This is a genomic window from Amycolatopsis sp. NPDC059027 (assembly GCF_042739735.1).
Classification (GTDB): Bacteria; Actinomycetota; Actinomycetes; order Mycobacteriales; family Pseudonocardiaceae; genus Amycolatopsis.
Genome location: NZ_JBHYIK010000015.1, coordinates 59039 through 81284, shown reverse-complemented (window position 1 = coordinate 81284; position 22246 = coordinate 59039). Strand labels below are relative to the sequence as shown.

The following is a 22246-nucleotide window of genomic DNA, read 5'->3' as shown; positions in this document are numbered from 1 at the left end:
CTTCCCGTGCTCGCAAGGAGATTTCATGACCTCGTCCTATGACGAACGGATCGGCGATCTGCTCGCCGACTACCGGCGGCAGTGCGACCAGCTGTCCGAGACGCAGCGCAAGCTCAAGGAGATCTCGGTGACCGCCACCGCACCCGGCCGCGCGGTCGCGGTGACCGTCGGCGCGCAGGGCGAGATCAGCGATCTCAGCTTCCCCACCCCGGCGTACCGGCGGATGGCGCCCGCCGAGCTGGCCGCCGTCCTGCTCGCGACCATCGCCGACGCGCGGCAGCAGGCGACGGCGGAAATGGAAGCGCTGCTGAAACCGCACCTGCCCGAGGAGTTCCGGGACCTGGCCGACGGCGTACTGCCGGAGCACCCGCCGATGACCGAGGACGTGCGCGGGCTGGTCGAGGACGATCCGCGGTTCGTCCGTCCGCAAGAGACGGACAAGCGGGACGGGCGCGAGCAGGCCGACGGCGAAAAGCGGTGGTGGTGATGAGCCAACCGTTCGGCGTCGACACCGAGCGGCTGGGCAAGACCGCCGGCGACGCGGAAAACCTCGCCGCCCGGTTGGACCGGATCTACAACGCGCTGCACAACGCCACGGTTTCGGCAGGGAACTGCTGGGGCGCCGACGACACCGGCAAGGCATTCGAGAAGAACTACGACAAGAACAGCAAGGACGTGCTGACCGCGATGCGGGAAATGGGGGCGGTCGTGCGCAGCATGGGGGACGGGGTGAACACCATGGCCAAGGGCTTCCTGCGCACCGAGCGGAACGCCGTGGCGTCGGTGGAGCAGGCGACGAAACGGGCCAAGGGGGCCTGATGAGTCTGCAGATCCCGTCCGAGCTGACCTGGCTGGTGCAGATCGTCGGCGGTGACGCGTGGCCGGAGGGCGACGAGGACAAGCTCCGCGTTCTGGCCACCGCCTGGGAGGAGGCGTCCAGGGAACTCACCGCGGTACAGGGCGAGGTCGACTCGGTCACCGCCGCGGTGCTCAGCGCGTTGCAGGGCACCGCGTCCGAGGAGTTCCGGAAATTCACCCAGGCCTTCAAGGCACAGGTGCCCGACGTCGCGGTCACCGCGAAGCAACTCGGTGACCTGGCCAAGGAAACCGCGCTCCAGGTCGAATACGCCAAGTACATGATCGTCGGGACGCTGATCATGCTGGCGGTGCAGATCGCCTGGGCGCTCGCGAACGCGTTCTGGACCTTCGGCGCGTCCACCGCCACCATTCCCGCGATGCAGGCCGCGGCCCGGATCTCCGTGCAGGTCGTGCTGAAGAACCTGGTCATGGCGGTGCTGTTCGGCATCGTCTTCCAGGTCGGGATGGACGCGGCGATCCAGGGCATCCAGATGCTCAAGGGCGATCGCACGAAATGGGACACCGACCTGACCAAGGGCGCCGCGATCGCCGGCGCCATCGGCGGGGTGATCGGTTTCGGCCTCGGCGCGGCGGGGAAGCGGTTCGCGCCGAAGTTCTCCCATTCGATCGCGGGCGAGATGACGAAGGGCGGCCTGCACGAATGGCTGACCGAGCAGGTCAGCGGGGTCGTGCAGGGGAACTGGAACGGGCTCAACCCGGCCGCGGCGTCCGCGGGCGCGATCGAGGGCGCGGTCGACGGAATCGGTGGCAGGAAGAAGAAGGGCGGCGGCACACAGGCCGGTAAGAACAAGATCGCCAACGCGCATGTCGAAGGCATCGACAAACTGGACCTGTCGAAGATGCCGCCCATGACCGACTCGCCGGTGACCGAAACCGGCGGGAAGCCGGCCAGGGACCCCGGCACGCGGACGACGAGCGCGCAGCCGGATTCGACGCCGGCATCCCGGCAGTCCACATCGGACAGTGGCGGGAAGGTGGACACCACCACGCCGCCACCGGCCCAGGCACACCCGGTCACGCCGCCATCGACGGCACCGAAGCAGACCGAGCATCCGGTCTCCCCGAAGACCGAGCACCCGCCGTCGCCGCGCAAGACCACGCCCGAGCCACCGAAGTCCACGGAACCGGTCAAGCCCTCGGTGCCCGCCGAGCCTGGCAGGCCCGCGCAGCCGAAGCCGACGATCACGCAGCCCGAGACGCATCAGCAGGCCACCAAGGCCGAGCAGCAGCCGGTGCGGTCGCAGCCGAGCCACCAGCCCGCGCAGTCCCCGGTGACCACGCACACGCAGACCGAACCCGCCCCGCAGCCGGTCCGCACCCAGCACCCGGCACCCTCGCAGCCCGCGGCGAGCACACCGCCGCCAGTTACCACGACGGCCGCTTCGACCGCGCAGACCCCGGCCACCTCGCACCCCGCGTCGCTGCCCCAGCCCGCGACGACCACCCAGCCCACGACCCAGCCCGCCTCGCCGGGCACCGCGCACCAGAACACCCCTGACCCGCAGGGCATCCCGGCGTTGGACGGCCCGGTCAAAGCCGGTCCGCAGACCCTGCCGCACAGCTCGCACCTCGCCGCTTCCACACCCCCGTCCACGGTCACCCCGCCGCCGGCGCCCGCCGAACCGAAGCCCAGCCACCCGGCGCCGCAGCCGACTCCGGTACCGGTGCCCGCCAGCGCCCCGTCGTCACTCACTCCGTCCACATCGGACACACCAGCCCCGAGGTCGGTACCGCCGATGAGCCGCCCGGCCCCGCCGTCACCGCAGGAGACCGGCCACCGGTACCAGCCGACCGTGGCGGCCCACCCCGTCCCGTCGAGCCACACCCCGCCACCGGTACCCGCGCCGCCACCTCCGCCGCCCGCGCCTCCGTTGTCCCCGCCCACGCCACGGGTGACGGACCGGGCCCCGCGACCGCGCCCCGCTGTGCCCGGTGTCGAGACCGAGTGGCCGCGAAACCGGCAGCCGGAGTGGTATCAGGGGCTGCGGGACGGTGTCGCCAAGCGGTTGCCGGACCCGGCCGTTCCCGACCCGCTCACCGTGCACGCGACCCACGAGGGCGCGCACCCGGTCGATGTCGACCTGGCACCGGTGCGTGCGGGATTCCACGCCCTGTTCCAGGACTTGCGGAACAAGGGCATCCGGGTACCCGAGGTCCGGGTCTCCGCGGAGCGGGTAGTCCAGGTCGACAAGACCACCTTCGCGAAGCATTTCACCCTGGACATGGTGTTCGACCCGGACGGGAGCCATCCCGACCCGGTGCTGCGCGCGGAAATCCTCGCGCCGGACTTCATCCGGGAACTCGCCAGGCCGGATTCCGCGGCCCGGCGGCGCCTCGACCAGCTCGCCGAGCAGTTCGAGATCGCGGACCTGCTGGAGATCAGCGAGTCCAATCCCGCTCGGGCCACCTCGGGGCAGGTGCTGCTGAACACCGGCATGCTCGGCACGCTCACCCCGGTTCCGGCCCACCAGTCCGCGGCACTGCGGCATCTGCTCGCACACGAGTTCATGCACCTCCACGCACACGACCCCGGGCGCGCGTTCGCGGGCCACCCCGACGAGGGCGTCTACCGGCACGAGATCAATACCGACGAGGCGGTCACCGAGTTGCTCGCCAGGATGGTCACCGATGCCCTCGCGGACCGGGCCGGGACCAAGCCGGAGTACCTGCGCTTTCCCGAGACCTTCGCGCCGGCGCCCGGTGGCCTGCGGTATCAGCCGAACGTCACCGCGTTCGACCGGGCACTCGGCCGTGCGCCCGTGATCGAGGTGCTCGGCGGCTACTTCGGCCCTGCCGAGTCCACGCCACCGGTTGCCCGGCCGGTACCACCCAGGCCCCCGGTTTCCTTGCGTACCATGGCGTTCGCGTCGCCGGACGGCCGGTACCTTTTCGAAAAGATCAAGAAGACACCGGCGAACGAACGCGGTGACGCGGACACGCTGTGGGTGCGCCGGGGCGAGGTCCCACCGGCCTTCGCGGTGCCGACCGGCCGGGTCGGTGATCGCGACGGAAAGCGCTATGTCGAATATCAGACGGAACTGTTCGTCAACGACTGCCTGCACACCGCCGAAGAAATCCTCAACAACCAGCAGTATCCCTACGATCTGGCGCCAGGGCAGAAACAGCAGACGGTGCCGTTGCGAAGCCAGGTCGCCGGCACGGAACATCTGTTCGGCAACTCCTTCGAAGACAACCGGACGGTGGCACAGGACTACCTCGCACAGCACGGCGCCAACGCGAACGAGAAGGCGGCTCCGCAGGTCGGCCAGGCCTTCGTCATGGTGCCGACCAAGGACGCGCCGCACGACGACCGGGACCACGCTCCCTATCACGCCGCGGCGGTCGTCGCGGTCGGCGAGGGTTATGTGATCACGGCGGAGAGATTCGCCGACAATGTGGACGCGAAGGATCACGATCGGGGCCGCGGAAAGTTCCGGGTGTATCCCGTCGGCGCCGGGGGGAACGTGCCGGGTTACTCGATCGGGCGCGTGAACGAACCGGCCAAGACGTTTCACGAGTTCACCAAGGTGAATTTCGAGGGCAGGGAACCGATCACCATCGTGGTCGAGGCGGCCCCCGAGCCCGGTCCCCCGGCCAAGCGGCAGGCCACTGGCCCCGACCGGCAGGTCGTCCCGTTGCGCAACGACCCGGCTCTCGTCGTCTCCGCGCCGGAACTGCGCAGTGTCACCACGGTCCGGCGGGACGGGGAGCACCTGGTGATCGAGTTCGGCGGCAAGCCACCGAAGACGGTGCCCGCCACCGTCGACATCGCCGGTGTCACGGGGATCGTGATCCACGGGCAGGGCGGCGGAGGTTCGCTGGCGCTGCCGGTGACCACGAAGCAGGGCGAGTCGCGCAGGTGGGTGCCCCCTGCCGTCGCGGCCGAGGTGATCGACGAGGTCCTGCACCGGAACCAGGTGACGGGGCTGCCCATCGAGCTGCGGGTGCCGTCGACGGAACAGGCCTCGCGGTATTCGCTCGCCCAGGTGCTCGCCGACCGGAGGCAGCAGAACATCGCCGCGGGCGAGGTGGTATTCGAGGCAGGCAAGGACGGCGTGCCGCCGAGCCTGGACGCACAGGTGAAAGGCCAACTCGATCACCAGCCGCGGTACGGGACCAGGGGCAGGGCGGCTCCGGTCGCCGTCGACCCCACCGGGCACGCCCCCGCCACCGAAACCGCGGACTGGGCCCAGCCGAAGAATCCGCTGCCGCCGTCGAAATGGGAGTCGTTGCGGGACAAGGCCCCGGTCCGCACGGTCGACTACGAGGCGCGGGACATCCTCCGGTCCAGCGACCCGAAGCACCTGGAGTTCATCCCCGGCCTGGTCCGCTACGACGTGCGGCGGATGGAGGTCGAGCCGGGGCACTGGGTTCAGGAGTACACGCTCAAGGTGCACCTGAAGCCGGAGGACGGGATCTCGCCCCAGGCAATGGCGGACACGCGGGCGAAGGCGCTCGCCGGGGTGGACTCGGTGCTGAACAAGGGATATCGCCTGCCCTCGGGCGACCAGTTCCACGTCCGGGTCGAATTCACCGAGACCGGCGCGCACACCACGGTGAAACTGACCGGCACCGAGAACGCCAATCAGGTGGAGTGGGGCACCGCGACCCCGCAGAACGTGCTGGCGCACGAGATCGCGCATTACTTCGGCCTGCCGGACGAGTACCGGGATTCCGGGCCGTGGCAACGGATCTTCAACAGCGACGGGAAACCGTTGCCGGGCGGACGGAAACCGCTGAACTCGGTGGTCGAGGACGACGGGCTGATGGGCCAGCAGGTGTACTACGCGCCGACGCTGCTGCCGCGGCACCTGCGGCGGATCGAGCAGACGATGACCAGCCAGGTGCACCTGCCGGACGGGAGCCACGCGGTACTGACCGACCCGAGGTCCCCGGCGCAGACCCCGCTGGACCTGCCGAAGCACGGGTTCCGGCCCCCGGAGGAACCGCCGGGGCCCGTGCCGCCCGCTCGCCCGAACCAGAAGCAGCAGGTCCTCCTGGACCGCATGGAGCGGGGCCACACGTTCTCCAGCGGGGAGCGCGACGTCCTGCGGCGCATCGTCGACGGGCTCCCGGAGGAGATCGTCACTGACCCCGTGCGCGCCGACCGGATCGTCGCCGAGATTCCCGCGGTGGCCGGCGAGCTCGCCGGGAACCTGGCGTCGCTGCGGGAGACGGCGGCCCGGTGGCAGGCGCAGCGGGTGGCCCCCGCCGAGCTCACCGGCCTGATCGTCGCCCACGCGGACGAGATCGTGCACAACGCGCTGGCCACCGCCGTCCGGATCGCCGGGGCACCCGCGCACTCGTGGGCCGTGGTCGCCCTCGGTGGCTACGGCCGGAAGGAACTGGCGCCCGCGAGCGATCTCGATTTCGCGATCGTCGGTGACGTCGAGGACGACTCCCCCGGCCACCGCCGGCTGCAGGTGCTGCAGAACCTGACCTGCGATGTCATCAACCTGGCCCGGGCGCGGCTGAACGCGTCCCTGCCGCCCGGCACCGGGCCGGTGCTGTTCCAGGCCGACCCGATGTGGCTGCCGACGCACAAGTCGGCCCGTCCGGAGTGGCTGGCGGAGCACACGCTGGTCACCGCCGAGCCCGGCCTGCCGAACTTCGGCGTCGGATTCGACGCGAGGATGATCCCGGTCGACCTGCCCGGCGCGGACGCCTCGGTGTTCGGCCGGTTCCGAGAGCCGCACGAAAGGCTTCCGCCCGGCAGGGCGAAGCAAGCCCTCGGCGACCTCGTCCCGGCCGCGAAGTCCACAATGGACATCCAGGGCAGGTTCGACGTCAAGGAAACCCTGCTGCGCCCGCTCACCCTCGGCACCCGCTGGCTCGGCGCGAGCGAGGGCCAGCTCGGCCGGTCGAACACCGCCGACCGGCTGCGGACCCTCGGCGATCTCGGCGTGCTGAAGCGTGATCAGGTCACCGAACTGCGCACCGCCTTCGACACCGTGCAGGGGCTCCGCCAGAAACTGCATGCCCACTACGGCAGGGAAAACGACGAAGCCCGGCTTCCCGCGCCGCTGTCCAGCCGATTCTCCGCGCTGTTCGCCGGTGGTCCCGCCAAACCGGACCACGGCTACGTGCTCACCGAGACGGAAGCGAAGTCGGTCCTCGCCGCCCGCGACACGATCGCGCGGTACCTGGACTTCCTGGACGGATACCGCCTGAACGGGCACCGGCAGCCCGCCGCCCGCCCCGCGCCGCAGCAGACGGGTTACGCACTCAGCGAACGGCAGCACACCGAACTCGGCCGCCTCGGCCACCGGGAACAGTCGGTTCCGGCGGACGGGTGGTGTCTCTTCCACGCGCTCGCGGCGACCGCGGGCGAGCGGCTCGGTGGCGCGGGCTGGGAACAGATCCGGCTTGAGGTGGCCGACCGCGTGGAACACGCGACCGGCGCCGAAGCCGACCGCTACCGGCTGCTGCTCACCCCCACCGAGGGGCAGACCGCGGTGACACTGGCCGAGGCGGCGACGGTCATCCGGACCGATTCCGATTACTACACCACGACGGCCGGTGACCTCGCCGTGCAGGCCGTGGCCGACCGGTACGGGGTGCGGCTGTCGGTGGTCAACGAGGACGGTTCCGTCACCTCGGTCGGCGACGGTCACGAGGTGGTTCTCGTCCGCACCTTGAACGAGCGGAAGGCCGCCCACTTCTGGGCTACCGAGGCCTTGCCAGAACCGGTCACCGAAACACCACGGGAGCCGGTCGTCGAAAAGCCGACAGAACCGGTTGCCGAGACGTCGCCGGTGCCGGTCGTCGAAAAGCCGACAGAACCGGTCACCGAACCGCCAACGGAGCCGGTCACCGAGGCGCCGCGAACGGCCACCCCCGGCACACCGCCGGTCTACCTGAGCCGGGGCCTGCTCGGGACAGGCCAGGTAGAACAGGTTCTCGGCCACCCGGTGCGCGAACCGGACGCCATCGCCGCCGCACTGGTCGACGCGGTGACCGACAACTTGCCACTGGCCGTGGAAAAGCAGGCCCGCCAAGCGATCGTGGACCTGATCGAGCGGCACGGACCGGCCGGGGCGACACGCAGGCTCCTGGCCGGGGAACAACTCGTCGACGGGGACACCCCGGTACGGGCGCGCCTGCGGGTCACCGGAACCCGGGCCGCCCCGGTCGGTGCCGAAGTGCCGACGGCCGCCGCGACCAGCACCGTCAGCACGACCGGCACCACGACGTCGACCAGTACCGTCAGCCCGCTCTCCGCCGCGGTGGCCGTGACCTCGGCGGTGGCGGACGGGCATTTCCTCACCGTCAAGCCCACGCTGAAACCGGTCGACGAACGGACCCGACAGCAGGCCGTCACCCACACCGCCGAGACCACGCACACGGTCACCGCCACCGGGAAGACGGGCTTCGAGGTGGACGCCGTGCTCGACATCTCGGTCGGGGGCCGGACCCACACCACGGACCTTCCATCGGCGCTGCGAGTGCGTTATCCGGGCGAGGTCTCATCGGTGACCGCGGACCGTCAGGCCGTCATCGCCCCGGACGCGGTGCACCGCGTCTTCGGCGTGGTGGAGGACGCCGGCGGTCTCACCGCGATCCGGGACGCGCTGCTGGAGCGGCCCGGGGTCGTTCCCGGATCACCGCTGCACCGGGCGATCACCGGCGGGTTCTCCGTGGACACCCCGGCCACACACGGCAGGCACCTGCTCGGCGGAGTGCTCACCGCCACCGACGGCACCGCGGGCGTCGCCGTGCGGTCCACGCCCACGCATTTCCAGCGCGTCGAGACCTCCGACCTCACTCTGGAACAGAGCGCGAGCAGCACTCGCAAGGACAAGACGGCACAGGCCGGCGCCTTCGGCACGGAGGTCGGCGTGGCGCTTTCCTACGGCGCGCCCGGGGTGAAGATCCCGTCGGGAGAGGTGAAGATCGCTGCCACCGCGTCCGCCACCGCGGGCCCGTCCAGGAGTCTCACCACCGCGGCCACGATCGAAGGCGCGGCGAAGACCACGCTGAAGTACGACGGCGAAACCGTGCTGTACCGGGTGGACACCGAATACGCCGTCGAAGGCACCGGGCTGGACTACCGTGGAACCCATCGGGGCCAGGTCTACGTCCGGGTGCCGTCGTGGCAGGCCGCGGAATTCGAAGCCGCACTGCGCGGCGAAACCGCCTCCGCCGCGCTGAAGGCAGCGCCGCTCGACCCGCCCGCCGCGCCGGACGCGGGCACCGCGACCGCACTGTCCGCAGTGGACAGTGCGACGGGCCTGGAGCACGTCACCGGTAAGGCGACCGAGTTGCTCGACAAGTTCTTCGCGGGCCGGAAGACACAGCTCGACACTGTCAAGGCGCAGCTCGCCGAAACGCTGTCCGCGGCGAACCTGCGGGACTCCTATGAGCAGGTGCGCGAAGGGCTGCGGGTGCCGATCTCCGTCGCCGGGCGGAACCTGACCCTGACCGTCAAGGCCTACCTCGGCAAGGCCTCGACGGCCCGCCGGGTCGGCACCGTCGAGATCGCGAGCAGCACCGGCAGTACGGGATCGGTGGAGAGCAAGGACACCAAGAGCAGCAACCGGGGCGTCGGTCTGGAAGTCGCGGCCAGGATCGGGGTCGACCGCGACAAACCCGGCCTGCTCGCCGGGATCACCCTCGGTGGCGCGGCAAAATGGCAGGATGCCGACAGCTCCGCGACCTCGGCCGCGACGGGCTCGACGCACAAGCTCACCTACTCCGGACCGGGCGTGGCGGTGGACTACCCGGCCACGTTCGAGGTCGCGCTTTCCGAAGGGAACCGGGCCGAGGGCCAGTACGTGTCCGGCTCGGTCCGCATGGTGCTGCCCGAATCGGACTGCCTGCCCTCGACCTTCACCGCGATCCCCGCCGCGAAGAGCACGCTGTCCCCGACCGGCGCGATCAGCCTGCCACCGGGCAGTGCGCTGCCCGGACGGCTGGACCACGTGGACAAGGTGAACGCCGCTATCGCGCAGGCGCTCGCGGTGACCAGGAAGGGCGTCGGCGCGTGGCGCGGGCTGACCCCGCTCACGGTGCCGACGTCGGTGGCACACGCCCGGTTCGACCGGATGCTGAACGGCGGCCTCGACCTCCAGGTGCTCGCGCCGGGAGCGGTGCACCGCCGGACCGACGCCGTGCGGGTGGAACTGGAGCTGCGCCACCCGAAACTGGTCGGCGACGGTGAGGGCGTCACCTCGGAAACACAGCACACCTCGTCGGTGAGCACCGAGTCCGGGCACAGCAAGTCCTGGGGCGTCGAGGGTTACGCGCAGGCCGGAGCGGGTGCGGCCGCGGGCGTGCGCAAGGGCGTCGGCGGCGAAGAGGGCACCACGGACAGCGTCGGCGGGAAGAACACCTCGACGATCAAGCGTTCCGGAGCCCACCTGAAGTACCGGGCGGACGCGGTGTACTGGGTGACCGCGTACTCCTGGCAGGACGGTCCCGGTGCGGGCGGCCACCCGGCGACCCACCGCATCCCGGTCGTCTTGCCGGACGGCGTCGAGTACTGGATGCCGAAGGATCGCGCGGAAAAGGCGAACCTCCCGGTCGCAGAGCCATCGATGTCCACTGTGGACGACAAGCGCTGGTACCTCCCCGAGCACATCGGGAAGTCGCTCGGGAACGTCGCGGTGGACGAGGTGAGCCCGGCCACCCGGATCCTGCCCGAAGCACGACGGCTGCTGAACCGGTACGCGCCGGAGTTCGCCCCGCACTCGCAGGACACCGGGGCGCCGACCGGCGTGATTCCCGCACTACGCGCGGCCTTTTCCCCCAGTGACGTCAAGGCCGCGCTGCGCCGGGCGGCGACGTCCGGCCAGTCGGTGGTCGTGCACCGCTCCACCTGGCGGGGCCTTCGGCAGCTGGAGATCCGGGTCGCGGCCAGGCTGGACACCGCGAACGCGAGGTCGGCGGGGTCGGAGCGGATCGCCGTCGACAGCACGGCCGAGGGTTCGTCCGCGCACGCCACCTCGAAGACCACGAACTCGACCATCGCCGCCACCCTCGACGGGATGGCTCCGCAGGTGCGAGCCGACCCGGCTTCGGCGGTCAGCGGGGTGCCCGCGGGCGGCCTGCTCGCCGGCCGTCAGACCGGCGGCACTGACAGCACCGGCCACACGGTGAAGAACGCGGACAAGATCAAGGGCGGCAAGCAATCCGTCCGGTTCGAGGTGCCGGTCGAATACGTCGTGGAGATCTTCCGGGACGGCAACCGGGTGGACGGCACGACCCTGCGCGACGGCACGGCCTCGCTGCTGGTGCCCGAGGAACTCTGCCCCACCACCGAACCGGCCGGCACCGTGGCGAGTCACTCCGGCGCCGTCGACCTGCGCGGCGCGAAGGTGCTCGCGCAGGCGATGCCCGGCGGCCCCGAACTGGCCGCCGAACTGCGGCGCCTGATCACCGAGTCAGCGAACGAGGTCGCCTTCTTCCGAGCCGGCGACACCACGAAACTGGTGGCCGAGGGCAGGCACGGCGGCCAGAAGACGGCCGTGTTCACCGACGAGGACCTGCGGATCGGCAACTTCGGCCGGTTGCTCGACGGGATCGAGCAGACCGTCGTCGACAACGACCTGGCCACCACGACCGGCTACCGGTTCGGGATGCGGCTCGAGGTGGTTTCGCCGGAGCTGCTGGGCACGGTGGAGCTGACCACCGAGCAGGCCACGAAGATCGCGAACGAGACCGGTACCGCGCACCAGACCACCACGACGGGCACCTTCTCACTCGGCGGGACCGCGCAGGGCACCACTGGCCCCGGTACCACCGGCGGCACCCCCGGCACCGCCGCGACGACGAAGAAGAGCACGGCCGCGCAGACCACCGGCACCGGAAACCGGGAAGAAACCGTGACCCACGGAGGAACCTACTACCGGTACCGGGCGACCGCCCGCTACGACCTCTCGGTGGTGCGCGAGCAGGGCAACGTGCTCGACCGGCGGTTTGGCACCGGGACCAGGCACCGCACGGTGACCATGCCGGACGGGGTGTATCTCCTGGTGCCCCGGGCCGAGGCGGAACGACTGAAGCTACCCCTGCCCGGACAGCCTCCGGCGGCGCGCCCAGCCCCACCGGAAGCACCGGTCGATCGTGAACCGCCCCGGGAAACCGAAGACCTGGCGCGGCCATGGCACGCCCTGTCCACTGTGGACGCCTTGAAGCTCGCGGTGCACGCCAGCAGCGCGACGCACGAAGAAGAGGACGAGGACGACGTGCGGATCACCCCGCCGCCGTCGATCACGCGGCCCAAAGGCGGGGCGTGAAGTGCCGAGTTCCTTCCTCGCGCGCGCCGGCGCGCTGGCGGCCGCCCTGCTCCTGGGCACCGGGCCCGCCGCGCTGGCCGATCCCACAGTGCCGCCGCTGGAACAGGTCGCCGGCGGCGGAAAATGCGCGGCGCCGTCGAACACCCTGTTCTCCGGCACCCCGTGGCCACAGAAACGCCTTGCCCCGCAAAGGGTGTGGCCGCTCACCAAGGGGGAAGGCCAGCTCGTCGCGGTGGTCGACTCCGGGGTGGACGCGGTGCCGCAGTTCGCCGGGCACGTCCGCCCGGTGGTGAACATCGTCTCCCCGTCCGGCAAGGAGGCCGACTGCCTCGGGCACGGCACGTTCGTCGCGAGCCTGATCGCCGCGCAGCCACGGGAGGGCACCGGGTTCGCCGGAGTGGCTCCCGGCGCGACGATCCTGCCGCTGCGGCAGACCGATTCCGCGGGCGGCTCGGCCTCGGCCATGGCCAAGGCGATCGTGGAGGCGGTGGACGCGGGCGCCAGGGTCGTCAACATTTCGGCGACCACGTTCCATTCCAGCGAGGATCTAGAGACCGCGGTGCGCTACGCGAGCCAGCACGACGCGGTGATCGTGGCCTCGGCCGCCAACGAGGCCGAGAACGGCAACCCCACCGCCTATCCGGCCGCGTATCCGGACGTGATCGCGGTGAGCGCGATCGCCGCGGACGGTTCGCGCGGCAGGTTCTCCGAGACCGGGGACTTCGTGGATCTGGCCGCGCCCGGGGTGGACGTGGTCGGGCTGAGCGCCGCCGGGACCGGGCATGTGGTGGCCCAGGGCACCAGCTTCGCCAGCCCGTTCGTGGCCGGTGCCGCCGCGCTGGTCCGGGCCTACCACCCGAAGCTGACCGCCCAGCAGGTCAAGCACCGCCTCGAGGTCACCGCGGACCGGCCGGGGACGAACGTGCCCGATCCGCGGGTCGGCTGGGGTGTGGTCAACCCGTACGCGGCGGTCACCGCCGTACTGCCGGAGGAGTTCGCCGGAAAGTCCATTGTGGATGATCGGCAGGTGGTGGTGCCGCCACCGGCCCTGGTCGCGCCGGACGATCCGACCCGGCTGGTGGCGATGCTCTCCGCGGCCGGGGCGGTGCTGGTGATCGGGGTGGCCTGGGTACTGCGTGGCGCGGTGCCGCGCGGACGGCGCCGGGGCTGGCGTTCAGGAGGAAGTACTGTGCCGTTCGTTACTAATCCGACCACAGCCACGGCGGAAACGGCTCTATACAAGCAAACCGGCCGCGAACCGTCTCCGCCTACTTTTGATCGGATTAGTAAGTGAGCACGATCGTCATCAGCCGTCCGCCGCGCCAGGCGGGTCCGCCGCCCCCACACGGTGAACTGGAGCTGCAGGAACCCCCGGCCCTGCCCGAGGTGCAGGGCGCCGACATGTCCTCGGTGATGACGTACCTGCCGATGGGCCTCGGTTCCGGGGCGACCGTGCTGATGTTCGCCAATCCGGGCACCGGCGGGGGAATGTACGTGGCGTCCGGGCTGATGGCGGTGTCCACGGTCGGCATGATGTTCGGGCAGCTCGGCCGGGCGTCCGGCGAGCGCAAGCGGAAGCTCAAGGGTGAGCGGCGGGACTACCTGCGCTACCTCGGCCAGGTCCGCAAGCAGGTCCGCGGGGCGCTGAACCAGCAGCGCGCCGCGGTGGACTGGGACAACCCCGCTCCGGCGCGGCTGTGGACCATCGCGTCCGGCCCCCGGCTGTGGGAACGCAGGCCGAACCACGAGGATTTCGCCGAGGTGCGGATCGGCACCGGCACCCAGCGCGCGCTGCTTCGGCTCGTCCCCGCGCAGACCAAACCGGTCGAAGACCTGGAACCGTTGTGCGCCGGTGCGTTGCGGCGGTTCATCGCGGCCTACTCCACGGTGTCCGATGTGGCCAGCGCACTGCACCTGCGCGGCTACTCCGGGCTCGAGCTGACCGGGGACCCGGACGCGACGTACGAGCTGGCCAGGGCAATGGTGGCGCAGCTGGTCACCTTCCACGCCCCGGAGGACCTCAGGGTCGCGGTACTCGCCTGCCGGGACCGGATCGGTACCTGGCAATGGACGAAATGGTTGCCGCACAATGAAAGCGGCCACGAAACCGACGCGGCGGGGCCGGCCAGGCTGTTCGCCACCGAGCACGACGAACTGCTCGCCAGGCTCGGGCCCGCGTTCGGCGGGCGGCCCGCGTTCGCACCGGACGCGCCCCTCGGCCGCGGCGAACCGTACACCGTGGTCGTCTGCGACGGCGTGACGCTGCCGGAGTACTCGCCACTGGCGGCGGGCGGGCTGCGCAACGTGCTGCTGCTCGACGTCGGTGGCGGCAGCGGCCACGAGAGCCCGCATCGGCTCGGCCTCACCGTGAGCGCCGACCGGATCGACCGCACCGGCGCGGATTCCGCGCCGCCGCTGGCCACCCCCGACCGGCTGGGACTGGCCCGCTGCGAATCGCTGGCCAGGATGGTGTCGCCGCTGCGGACCGCCGGCACGGCCGACGCGGACGAACCACTGGCCGCCGATTTCGACCTCGCCCGGCTGCTCGGCATCCGTGACGTACGGAGCTACCCGGTGCACGAGCTGTGGCGGCCGCGCGCGGAACTGCCCGCCCAGCTGCGGGTGCCGATCGGGCTCGGCGCGGACGGTTCGGTGATCGAGCTGGATATCAAGGAGTCCGCGCAGGGCGGGATGGGGCCGCACGGCGTGCTCATCGGCGCGACCGGTTCCGGGAAGAGCGAGCTGCTGCGCACCCTTGTGGTCGGGCTGGCCGCGACGCATTCCTCCGAGGTGCTCAACCTCGTCCTGGTCGACTTCAAGGGTGGTGCGACCTTCATGGGGATGGAGGAACTGCCGCACACCTCGGCGGTGATCACCAACCTCGCCGACGAGCTGCCGCTGGTCGACCGGATGCAGGACGCGTTGCACGGCGAGCTGATGCGGCGCCAGGAACTCCTTCGCCAGGCCGGCTACAGCTCGCGGTTGGACTACGAGAAGGCCCGCGCGCAGGGCGCGCCGCTGAGCCCGTTCCCGACCCTGTTCCTCGTCTGCGACGAGTTCAGCGAGCTGCTGGCGACCAAACCGGAGTTCATGGACCTGTTCGTGATGATCGGGCGGCTCGGCCGCAGCCTCGGGGTGCACCTGCTGCTCGCGTCCCAGCGGCTGGACGAGGGCCGCATTCACGCGCTGGAAGGCCATCTGTCCTACCGGATCGCGCTGCGGACCTTCTCCGCGATGGAAAGCCGCAGCGTGATCGGGGTGGCCGATGCCTACGAACTGCCGTCGGGCCCCGGCCACGGATATCTGAAGAAGGACACCACCACGCTGGTGCGGTTCAAGGCCGGTTACGTGTCCGGCCCGATCGCGGCGACCGGGGAACAGGATGCGCCGGTGCGGGCGGCACCCGCCGGGCGGGAGGTGGTCGGTTTCGGCCCGCTGTTCCAGCCGTCGCGCGAGCCGGCACGGTCCGAGCCGGAGCGGTCCGCCGCGCCCGGCGAAGACACCGAGTCGGGGACCGTGATGGAGGCGATGCTGGAACGGCTGCTCGGCCAGGGGCCACCGGCCCGGCAGGTCTGGCTGCCGCCGCTGGCCGAGGCGCCCGGCCTGGACGTCCTGCTGCCCGGGGTGGTGCCCGATCCGGGCCGCGGTTTGTCCACTGTGGACAAACCGGGTGGCGGGGCGCTGCGGGTGCCGGTCGGCGTGGTGGACCGTCCGTTCGAACAGCGCCGCGATCTGCTGCTGGCCGATCTCGGCGGGGCCGCCGGGCATGTCGGCGTGGTGGGCGCGCCGCAGACCGGTAAGAGCACGATGCTGCGTACTCTGCTGCTCGCCCTCGCGCTCACCTACACCCCGGCGGAAGTGCAGTTCTACTGCCTCGACTTCGGTGGTGGCACGATGGGCGCGGTGTCCGGGCTGCCGCACACCGGTTCGGTGGCCGCGCGGCTGGACTCCGACCGGGTCAACCGGACCGTCGCCGAGCTGACCGGGCTGCTGGAATGGCGTGAGGCGACGTTCGCCGAACTGGGCGTGGAATCGATGGCCGCCTACCGCGGGCTCCGCCGGGACGGGGAGGTGGACGATCCCTACGGCGACGTGTTCCTGGTGGTCGACGGGTGGGCCACGGTCCGGCAGGACTTCGAGGACCTGGAGCCGGTGATCTCCGAACTCGCCTCGCGGGGGCTCGGCTTCGGCATCCACGTCGTGGTCGCGGCCACGCGCTGGTCGGAGATCCGGCCGTGGCTGCGCGACCTGCTCGGCACCCGGTACGAACTGCGGCTGGGAGATCCGCTGGAATCCGAGATCGGCAGCCGCGCGGCGGCCGGGGTCCCGGCACAGCCCGGTCGCGGGCTGACGTCCGACGGCAGGCACTTCCTCGGTGCGCTGCCGCGGCTCGACGGCGGTGGAGCGGCGGAGGACCTCGGTACCGCGACCAAGAACCTGGTCGAGGAGATCGCCGGGTTCTGGCCGGGCGAGGACGCGCCACCGGTGCGGTTGCTGCCGTCGCGGCTTCCCGTCGAGCGGCTTCCCGCCGCCGAAGGGGATTTCCGGCTCGCGCTCGGGCTGGACGAGGAGCGGCTGCGGCCGGTCTGGCACGATTTCGCCCAGGCGCCGCATCTGATGGTGTTCGGGGACGGCGAGACCGGCAAGACCAACCTGCTCCGGCTGGTGGCCAGGGGAGTGCTGGAGCGCTACGCCCCGGACGAAGCGAAGATCCTGCTCGCCGATCCGCGACGGCAGCTGTTTCCGTTGGTACCGGAGGAATACCGGGTCGGCTACTCGGTGGCCACCGGGACATTGGCCGAGCTGGCCGCCAACGCGGCGGTGTCGATGCGCCGCCGGTTGCCGGGGCCGGAGATCACCCCGGACCGATTGCGGCTGCGGGACTGGTGGAGCGGGCCGCGGCTGTTCGTGCTGGTGGACGACTACGACCTGCTGACCCCCGGGATCGGCGGTCCGCTCGAGCCACTGGCGGAGCTGCTGGCCCAGGGCGCGGACATCGGGATGCACCTGGTGATCGCGCGCAGCAGCTCCGGCGCGATGCGGGCGATGATGGACCCGCTGCTGCGCCGGATGTGGGAACTCGGCTGCCCCGGTCTGTTGCTGTCCTATCCGCGCGAAGAGGGCAAGTTCCTCGGCGAGGCCGCGCCGAGGCAACTGCCGCCCGGTCGCGCGCAGCTGGTCACCCGCCGCGGCGTCCGGCTCGTCCAAAGTGGATTCGTAGAGGGGAATGTCCGTTGAGTGATCTGTGCCGGTTGACCGTGCTGGCCCCGGCAGGCCGCGCCGATTTCGCGGTGCCGGTGCGTACCCCGGTCTTCGACCTGCTGCCGCTGCTGAGCCGCCGCGCGGATCCGGACCGCACGCAGGCCGCGGCAGGGCGCGGCCACTGGGTACTGCAACGGCTCGGCGAGGAACCGCTCGACGAGGGAGGCACGCCGGAATCGCTGGGCCTGCGCGACGGGGAGGTGCTCTACCTTCGCCCGCGCGAGGCGCCGATGCCGCCGATCGACTTCGACGACGTGGTCGACGGGGTGGGCACCGCGATCCGGCAACGCGGTGACCGCTGGCGCCCGGACCTGACCCGGCGGCTGTTCCTGGTGCTCGGCGGCGGGGCGCTGGCCGTCGTGCCGGCCGCGATCGGGCTGTTCGGCGGTATGGAGTGGATCCGGTCCCTCGCCGCCGGGGTGTTCGCCGTGCTGTTGCTCGGGTTTTCCGCCGTCACCTCGCGTTCGTGGGGCGACGGTGTGCTCGGCGCGGTGCTCGGCGTCGCGGCGATCCCGATGGCGCTGGTGGCGGGCCTGCTGCTGCCCGCGGCCGTCGCGGGTGGCGCCGAGCCGCTCGGCGGTACGGGCGCGCTGGCAGGAGGAGCGCTGGCGACCGCGGCCGGGGTGATCGCGCTGTTCGCCGTCGGCGTCGCGCCCGCGGTCTTCCTCGGCGCGGTGCTGCCCTGCGCCGCGGCGGCGGTCGGCGGCCTGCTGGTGCTATGCACGGATCTGACCGGAGCGCAGGCGGCCGCGCTGGTCGCCGGGGTCGCCTATCTCGCCGGGGTGGCCGCGCCCTCGCTGTCCGCCCGGATGGTCCGGATCCGGCTTCCCCAGCTGCCGACCGGCGCCGCGGATCTGAGCTCCGACACCGACCCGGTGCCGGAACGCGTCGCGCTGGCCAGGGCGGCCAAGGCGGATCGGTTCCTGTCCGCGATCTTCGTGGCGATCTCGGTGATCTGTGCCGGGAGTTTCGCGCTGCTCGCGTTCGACCGCGGCTGGGCCGCGCAGGTCTTCGTGGCCGTGGTGTCGCTCGGGCTGCTGCTGCGTTCCCGGGTGCTGGTGAGCGCGTGGCAGCGGAGCGCCGCGGTAGCCGGTGGGGCGGCAGGCCTGGCGCTGCAGGCGATCGCGCTCGCCGGTGCGCTCGACCCGGTCGCGCGTGTCGGCGCCCTGGCCGGTCTCGTCCTCGCGGCCGGGTTGCTTTTCCTCGGCGCGGCAAGGCTTCCCGGCCACAGGCTGCTGCCGTACTGGGGCCGGGCCGCGGACCTCGGCGAGACGCTGTTCGCGATCGCCGTGGTGCCGATGATGCTCGCGGTGCTGGACGTCTACTCCTTCTTCCGCTCCTTGGCAGGCTGACATGCAGAACAAGCGAGACCAGTTGCACGCCCACCTTTTCGGTGTCGGCAGGCTGGTGTCGGCGCTGGTGACCGGCGAACTGGACGCGTCGGAGACACCGATGCGGCGGGCGAGCGTGGGCACGGTGATCGGGGTGCTGATCGCGCTGGTGGCCGCGGCCGCGTTCTGGGTCATCGGCCTGATCGCGGGCGGTGGCGACAGCGGATGGCGCAAACCCGGATCGATCATCGTGGAGAAGGAGACCGGCAGCCGGTACCTGTTTCTGGACGGGACCTTGCGGCCGGTGCTGAACTACGCCTCCGCCCGGCTGGCCGCGGGCGGCGGGAACGCCGAAGTGCGCACCGTGTCGAAGTCCTCTTTGGACGGTGTGCCGCACGGCCTGCCGATCGGCATCCCGAACGCGCCGGACGCGCTGCCGGACCCGAAGCGCCTGAACACCGAACCCTGGATGGTGTGCGCCGCCACGGTCGGTGCCGTCGACGGTCCGCAACGGCCGGGTGTCGCGGTCTCGGTCGGCGCGGCGTGGCAGTTCACGCCGGTGCCCGAGGACCGGGCGATACCGGTGGCCACCCCGGACGGGGCGATCGTCCTGGTGTGGCACGGACAGCGGATGCGGATCGAGGACAGGGCCCTGCTGATCACGTTCGGCTTCGGCGGTTTCGAACCGTTGCCGGTGAGCACCGCGTGGCTCAACGCGCTCCCGGCCGGGCCCGGCCTCGCGCCTCCTCCGCTGCCGGAGCGCGGGCAGCCCGGCCAGTCGCTGGCCGGACGATCCACCAAGGCCGGTCAGCTGTTCGAGGTGCAGGTCGCGGGCGGCACCGGGACCTACTACCTGATGCGCGCGGACGGGCTGGTCCCGATCTCGCGCACCGAACTCGCGTTGTTCCTCGCCGATCCGGCCACCGGCGGTGCCTACGACCAGGGCGAGGTGCGGGCGATCCCGCTGACCGCGGCCGCGGCGGCCGCCGCGCCGAAATCGAGGACCACGGTGGTCACCGGGCTGCCGAAGGAACCCCCTCGGCCTGCCGACGGCGCGGACGGCCGATCGGTGTGCGTGCGCCTGGGATTCTCCGCCGGTATCGGCGCGACCGGTTCGCTGGTCACGGTCGCGGCCGACCAGCTCCGGGTGACCGGTCCGCGCCCGCGCGGCGACCACGACGACGATCGGGTGGCCGACCAGGTCCGGGTGCCGGGAGGTTCCGGCACGCTGGTCATCGGGCAGCCTGCGCCGGGCGTGGAGAACGGCACCAAGTTCCTGATCACCGACGTCGGCGTGAAGTTCCCGCTGCCGGGCGACGAGGTGGCCGCGGCACTCGGTTACGGTGACGCCAAACCGGTCCCGGTGCCCTCCGCCGTGCTCGCCTTCCTGCCGACCGGGAACGCGCTCGACCCGCAGGCGGCCAGGACCCAGCGGAGCGGCCCGGCATGAGGATCAGCTCGCCGCACGCGGGCACCGGGCTGATGTGCCGCCCGATCGGCGCCGCGCTCTTGGTGCATCCGCAGGAAGGACCGGCGGGGACGGCGGTCGAACTGGCCAGGACGCTGCCGCCGGAACCAGGGCACACGGTGGTCGTCGTCGACCCGCCCGAGCCCGGCGGCCCGGCGCTGGTCGAAGAGCTCGCCGCGCTGGTACCGGACCGCGGGCCGCTGCGGCTGGTGCTGTCGCGTGCCGGTTCCGGCGGGCCGGGATCGCTCGCGCACGCGCTGGCCGAACGCAAGCAGACCGAGGTGATCGCGCCGGACGGGGTGGTGCACCCGGTGCCGGGTGGGTTCGCCTTCGTCGCGGATGGTGCGGGCTGGCTGCGGTTCCGGCCCGGTGCTCCGCCGCGGCCGGCCGGGCTCCGCTATCCGGTGCCCGCTTGGGAACCGGGCACCCCGCTGCGGCGGCTGGCCCCTGGCCCCGGTCTGGTGGTCGAACCGATCCCGGCCGGGTTGTGGCTGCGGCCCGAGTCCCACCCCGATCCGGCGCCGGTGTTCGACCTGCCGTGCCAGGCCGAGATGCTGACCGTGGTGCTCGAACCGTCGGTGCCGGTGCCGGAGGTCTGCCGGTTGCTCGCCGCACTCCCGGCGTCGGCCCGCACGCGGGTGCGGCTGATGCCGCACGGCACCCATGAGCGTGCCGGGGAACCGGTCGGCCAGCTGGTCGCGGACGCGTTCGGTGCGTCGCTCACCGTCCACACCGGACTGATCGAGTGGGCGTTCGCCACCGTGCTCAGCTACTGGCCGCGCAGGGTCCCGATGCCCGCGGTGCCCAAGGTGGTGCGGTACCGCGCGCCGCTGCCCGGCCTCGCCGAGCCGCATCCCGGGGTTTTCCGGCTCACCGACGACATCATCGTCGAGACCGTCCAATCCGGACTGTGGGTGCGCGGTGGCACCGAACCGATGAACGGCGGCGAGATCAGGGCGGTGCCGCTGGACCCACACCGGCTGCGGGTCACCGTCGGCGAACCCGGCACGCCTCCGTCTCGAACGCTCGCCGACGCGGCGGCCGGACTCGTCGAGCGGCTCGAACCGGCCGCGCGGCAGGCCGCCCAGCTGATCTTCGCCGAAGCCCCGTTGGAGGAAGAAGAGCCGGTCACACAATGGATGCGGGTGGAAACGGAACCCACGGCGGAAACTCCGGAGGTTCCCGGCGACGACCGGATCGCCCCGGACCACCGCAGCGGACCGGCGGAACACGAATGGCTGCGCCGGACCCTGGGCAGCCGGTTCGACAGTTACGCCAGCGCGGTGTCCCGGCTGCTCGCGCAGCGGCCAGGGCTGCGTGGGGAGGAGGAGACTGCGAGCTTCTCGGAAGCGGTGATCACCGACCTGGTCGCGGTCCGTGCCTACGCGGAAGGCGCTTCGCAGAGCTTCGATCAGGCGTTGCGTACGGGAACTCTCGGCGCGTTCCGGCCCTATGCCGGGTGCATCGTGTCCGGTCTCCGGCGCCTGCCCACCCACCGCGGCCCGGTGCTGACCTCGGCCACTTTGGACGACGCACAGTGGGCGCGGTACCGCGTCGGGGAGGTGCTGACCGAACGTGGCCTGCTCCACGCGCTGGCCACGCCGTTCGTCGAGCTGCCCGGCGCGGTGGAGTTCTTCGTCCTGGCGCTGACCGCGCGGCGCACCGGGTTCCTGACCGGCGGCGAGGGTCCCGAGCAGCAGCGCGTCATCTTCCCGCCGGACACCCGTTTCAAGGTGCTCGCGGTGACCGAAGGGCGGGTGCTGCTGCGCGAGGTCACCGGCGCGGACGGTGGCCGGGACCAGACCGCGCTGGACAGACTGACCGAGGTCGCGGCGAACCGGGACACGGTCGCCCCACGTCGCCGCCAGGAACTCGAAACCCCGGCCCGTTTCGACCATCCGCTCGGGCTGACCTGACCATGGGCCACTCGGCGTGCCGTCGCCGCCAGGGCTCGACCTGCCGACGAAGCCGCCGGACGGCGGCGGGATCCGGCGGTCGTTCACCCCCGCTGGTCGGAATCGACGGCACCCGGACGACGGACCGGTTCGAGCACCGGCCCTGACAGGCCC

At 71.6% G+C, this 22246-nt stretch carries 8 protein-coding genes; all 8 read left to right on the top strand.

Going from position 1 to position 22246, the window contains the following annotated elements:
* Positions 1 to 25: 25 nt before the first annotated feature.
* Genes ACFWY9_RS12980 through ACFWY9_RS12945 form a run of 8 tightly spaced genes read left to right on the top strand, consistent with a single transcriptional unit; the run spans position 26 to position 22093 of the window.
* The gene (locus tag ACFWY9_RS12980) at positions 26 to 487 is read left to right on the top strand and encodes a YbaB/EbfC family nucleoid-associated protein (RefSeq protein WP_378338940.1); all 462 of its coding nucleotides are present in this window, start codon (positions 26 to 28) and stop codon (positions 485 to 487) included.
* Complete coding sequence (locus ACFWY9_RS12975) at positions 487 to 819, top strand: WXG100 family type VII secretion target (RefSeq protein ID WP_378338939.1); 333 nt, start codon at positions 487 to 489, stop codon at positions 817 to 819. Before ACFWY9_RS12980 ends, ACFWY9_RS12975 begins: the two co-directional genes overlap by 1 nt.
* Entirely contained in the window at positions 819 to 12116 is an 11298-nt protein-coding gene (locus ACFWY9_RS12970; protein WP_378338938.1) for a putative nucleotidyltransferase substrate binding domain-containing protein, read from the top strand. Before ACFWY9_RS12975 ends, ACFWY9_RS12970 begins: the two co-directional genes overlap by 1 nt.
* A gap of 1 nt (position 12117) precedes the next feature.
* A complete protein-coding gene (mycP, locus tag ACFWY9_RS12965; RefSeq protein ID WP_378338937.1) occupies positions 12118 to 13410 on the top strand; it encodes a type VII secretion-associated serine protease mycosin in 1293 nt (430 codons plus the stop codon).
* Positions 13407 to 17354, top strand: a complete 3948-nt coding sequence (gene eccCa / locus ACFWY9_RS12960) for a type VII secretion protein EccCa (RefSeq protein WP_378338936.1) — start codon at positions 13407 to 13409, stop codon at positions 17352 to 17354. Before mycP ends, eccCa begins: the two co-directional genes overlap by 4 nt.
* Positions 17351 to 18730: a type VII secretion integral membrane protein EccD gene (eccD, locus tag ACFWY9_RS12955; RefSeq protein WP_378326142.1), complete on the top strand. Its 1380-nt coding sequence runs from the start codon at positions 17351 to 17353 to the stop codon at positions 18728 to 18730. Before eccCa ends, eccD begins: the two co-directional genes overlap by 4 nt.
* Before the next feature lies 1 nt (position 18731).
* Positions 18732 to 20159, top strand: a complete 1428-nt coding sequence (eccB, locus tag ACFWY9_RS12950) for a type VII secretion protein EccB (RefSeq protein WP_378338935.1) — start codon at positions 18732 to 18734, stop codon at positions 20157 to 20159.
* A complete protein-coding gene (locus tag ACFWY9_RS12945) occupies positions 20156 to 22093 on the top strand; it encodes a hypothetical protein (protein WP_378338934.1) in 1938 nt (645 codons plus the stop codon). Before eccB ends, ACFWY9_RS12945 begins: the two co-directional genes overlap by 4 nt.
* The last annotated feature ends 153 nt before the right edge of the window (positions 22094 to 22246 follow it).

Bases quoted from the DNA above. Each gene is read 5' to 3' on its own strand.
- ACFWY9_RS12980 (WP_378338940.1), top strand. From the start codon at position 26: ATGACCTCGTCCTATGACGAACGGATCGGCGATCTGCTCGCCGACTAC.
- ACFWY9_RS12975 (WP_378338939.1), top strand. From the start codon at position 487: ATGAGCCAACCGTTCGGCGTCGACACCGAGCGGCTGGGCAAGACCGCC.
- ACFWY9_RS12970 (WP_378338938.1), top strand. From the start codon at position 819: ATGAGTCTGCAGATCCCGTCCGAGCTGACCTGGCTGGTGCAGATCGTC.
- eccB (WP_378338935.1), top strand. From the start codon at position 18,732: ATGCAGAACAAGCGAGACCAGTTGCACGCCCACCTTTTCGGTGTCGGC.
- ACFWY9_RS12945 (WP_378338934.1), top strand. From the start codon at position 20,156: ATGAGGATCAGCTCGCCGCACGCGGGCACCGGGCTGATGTGCCGCCCG.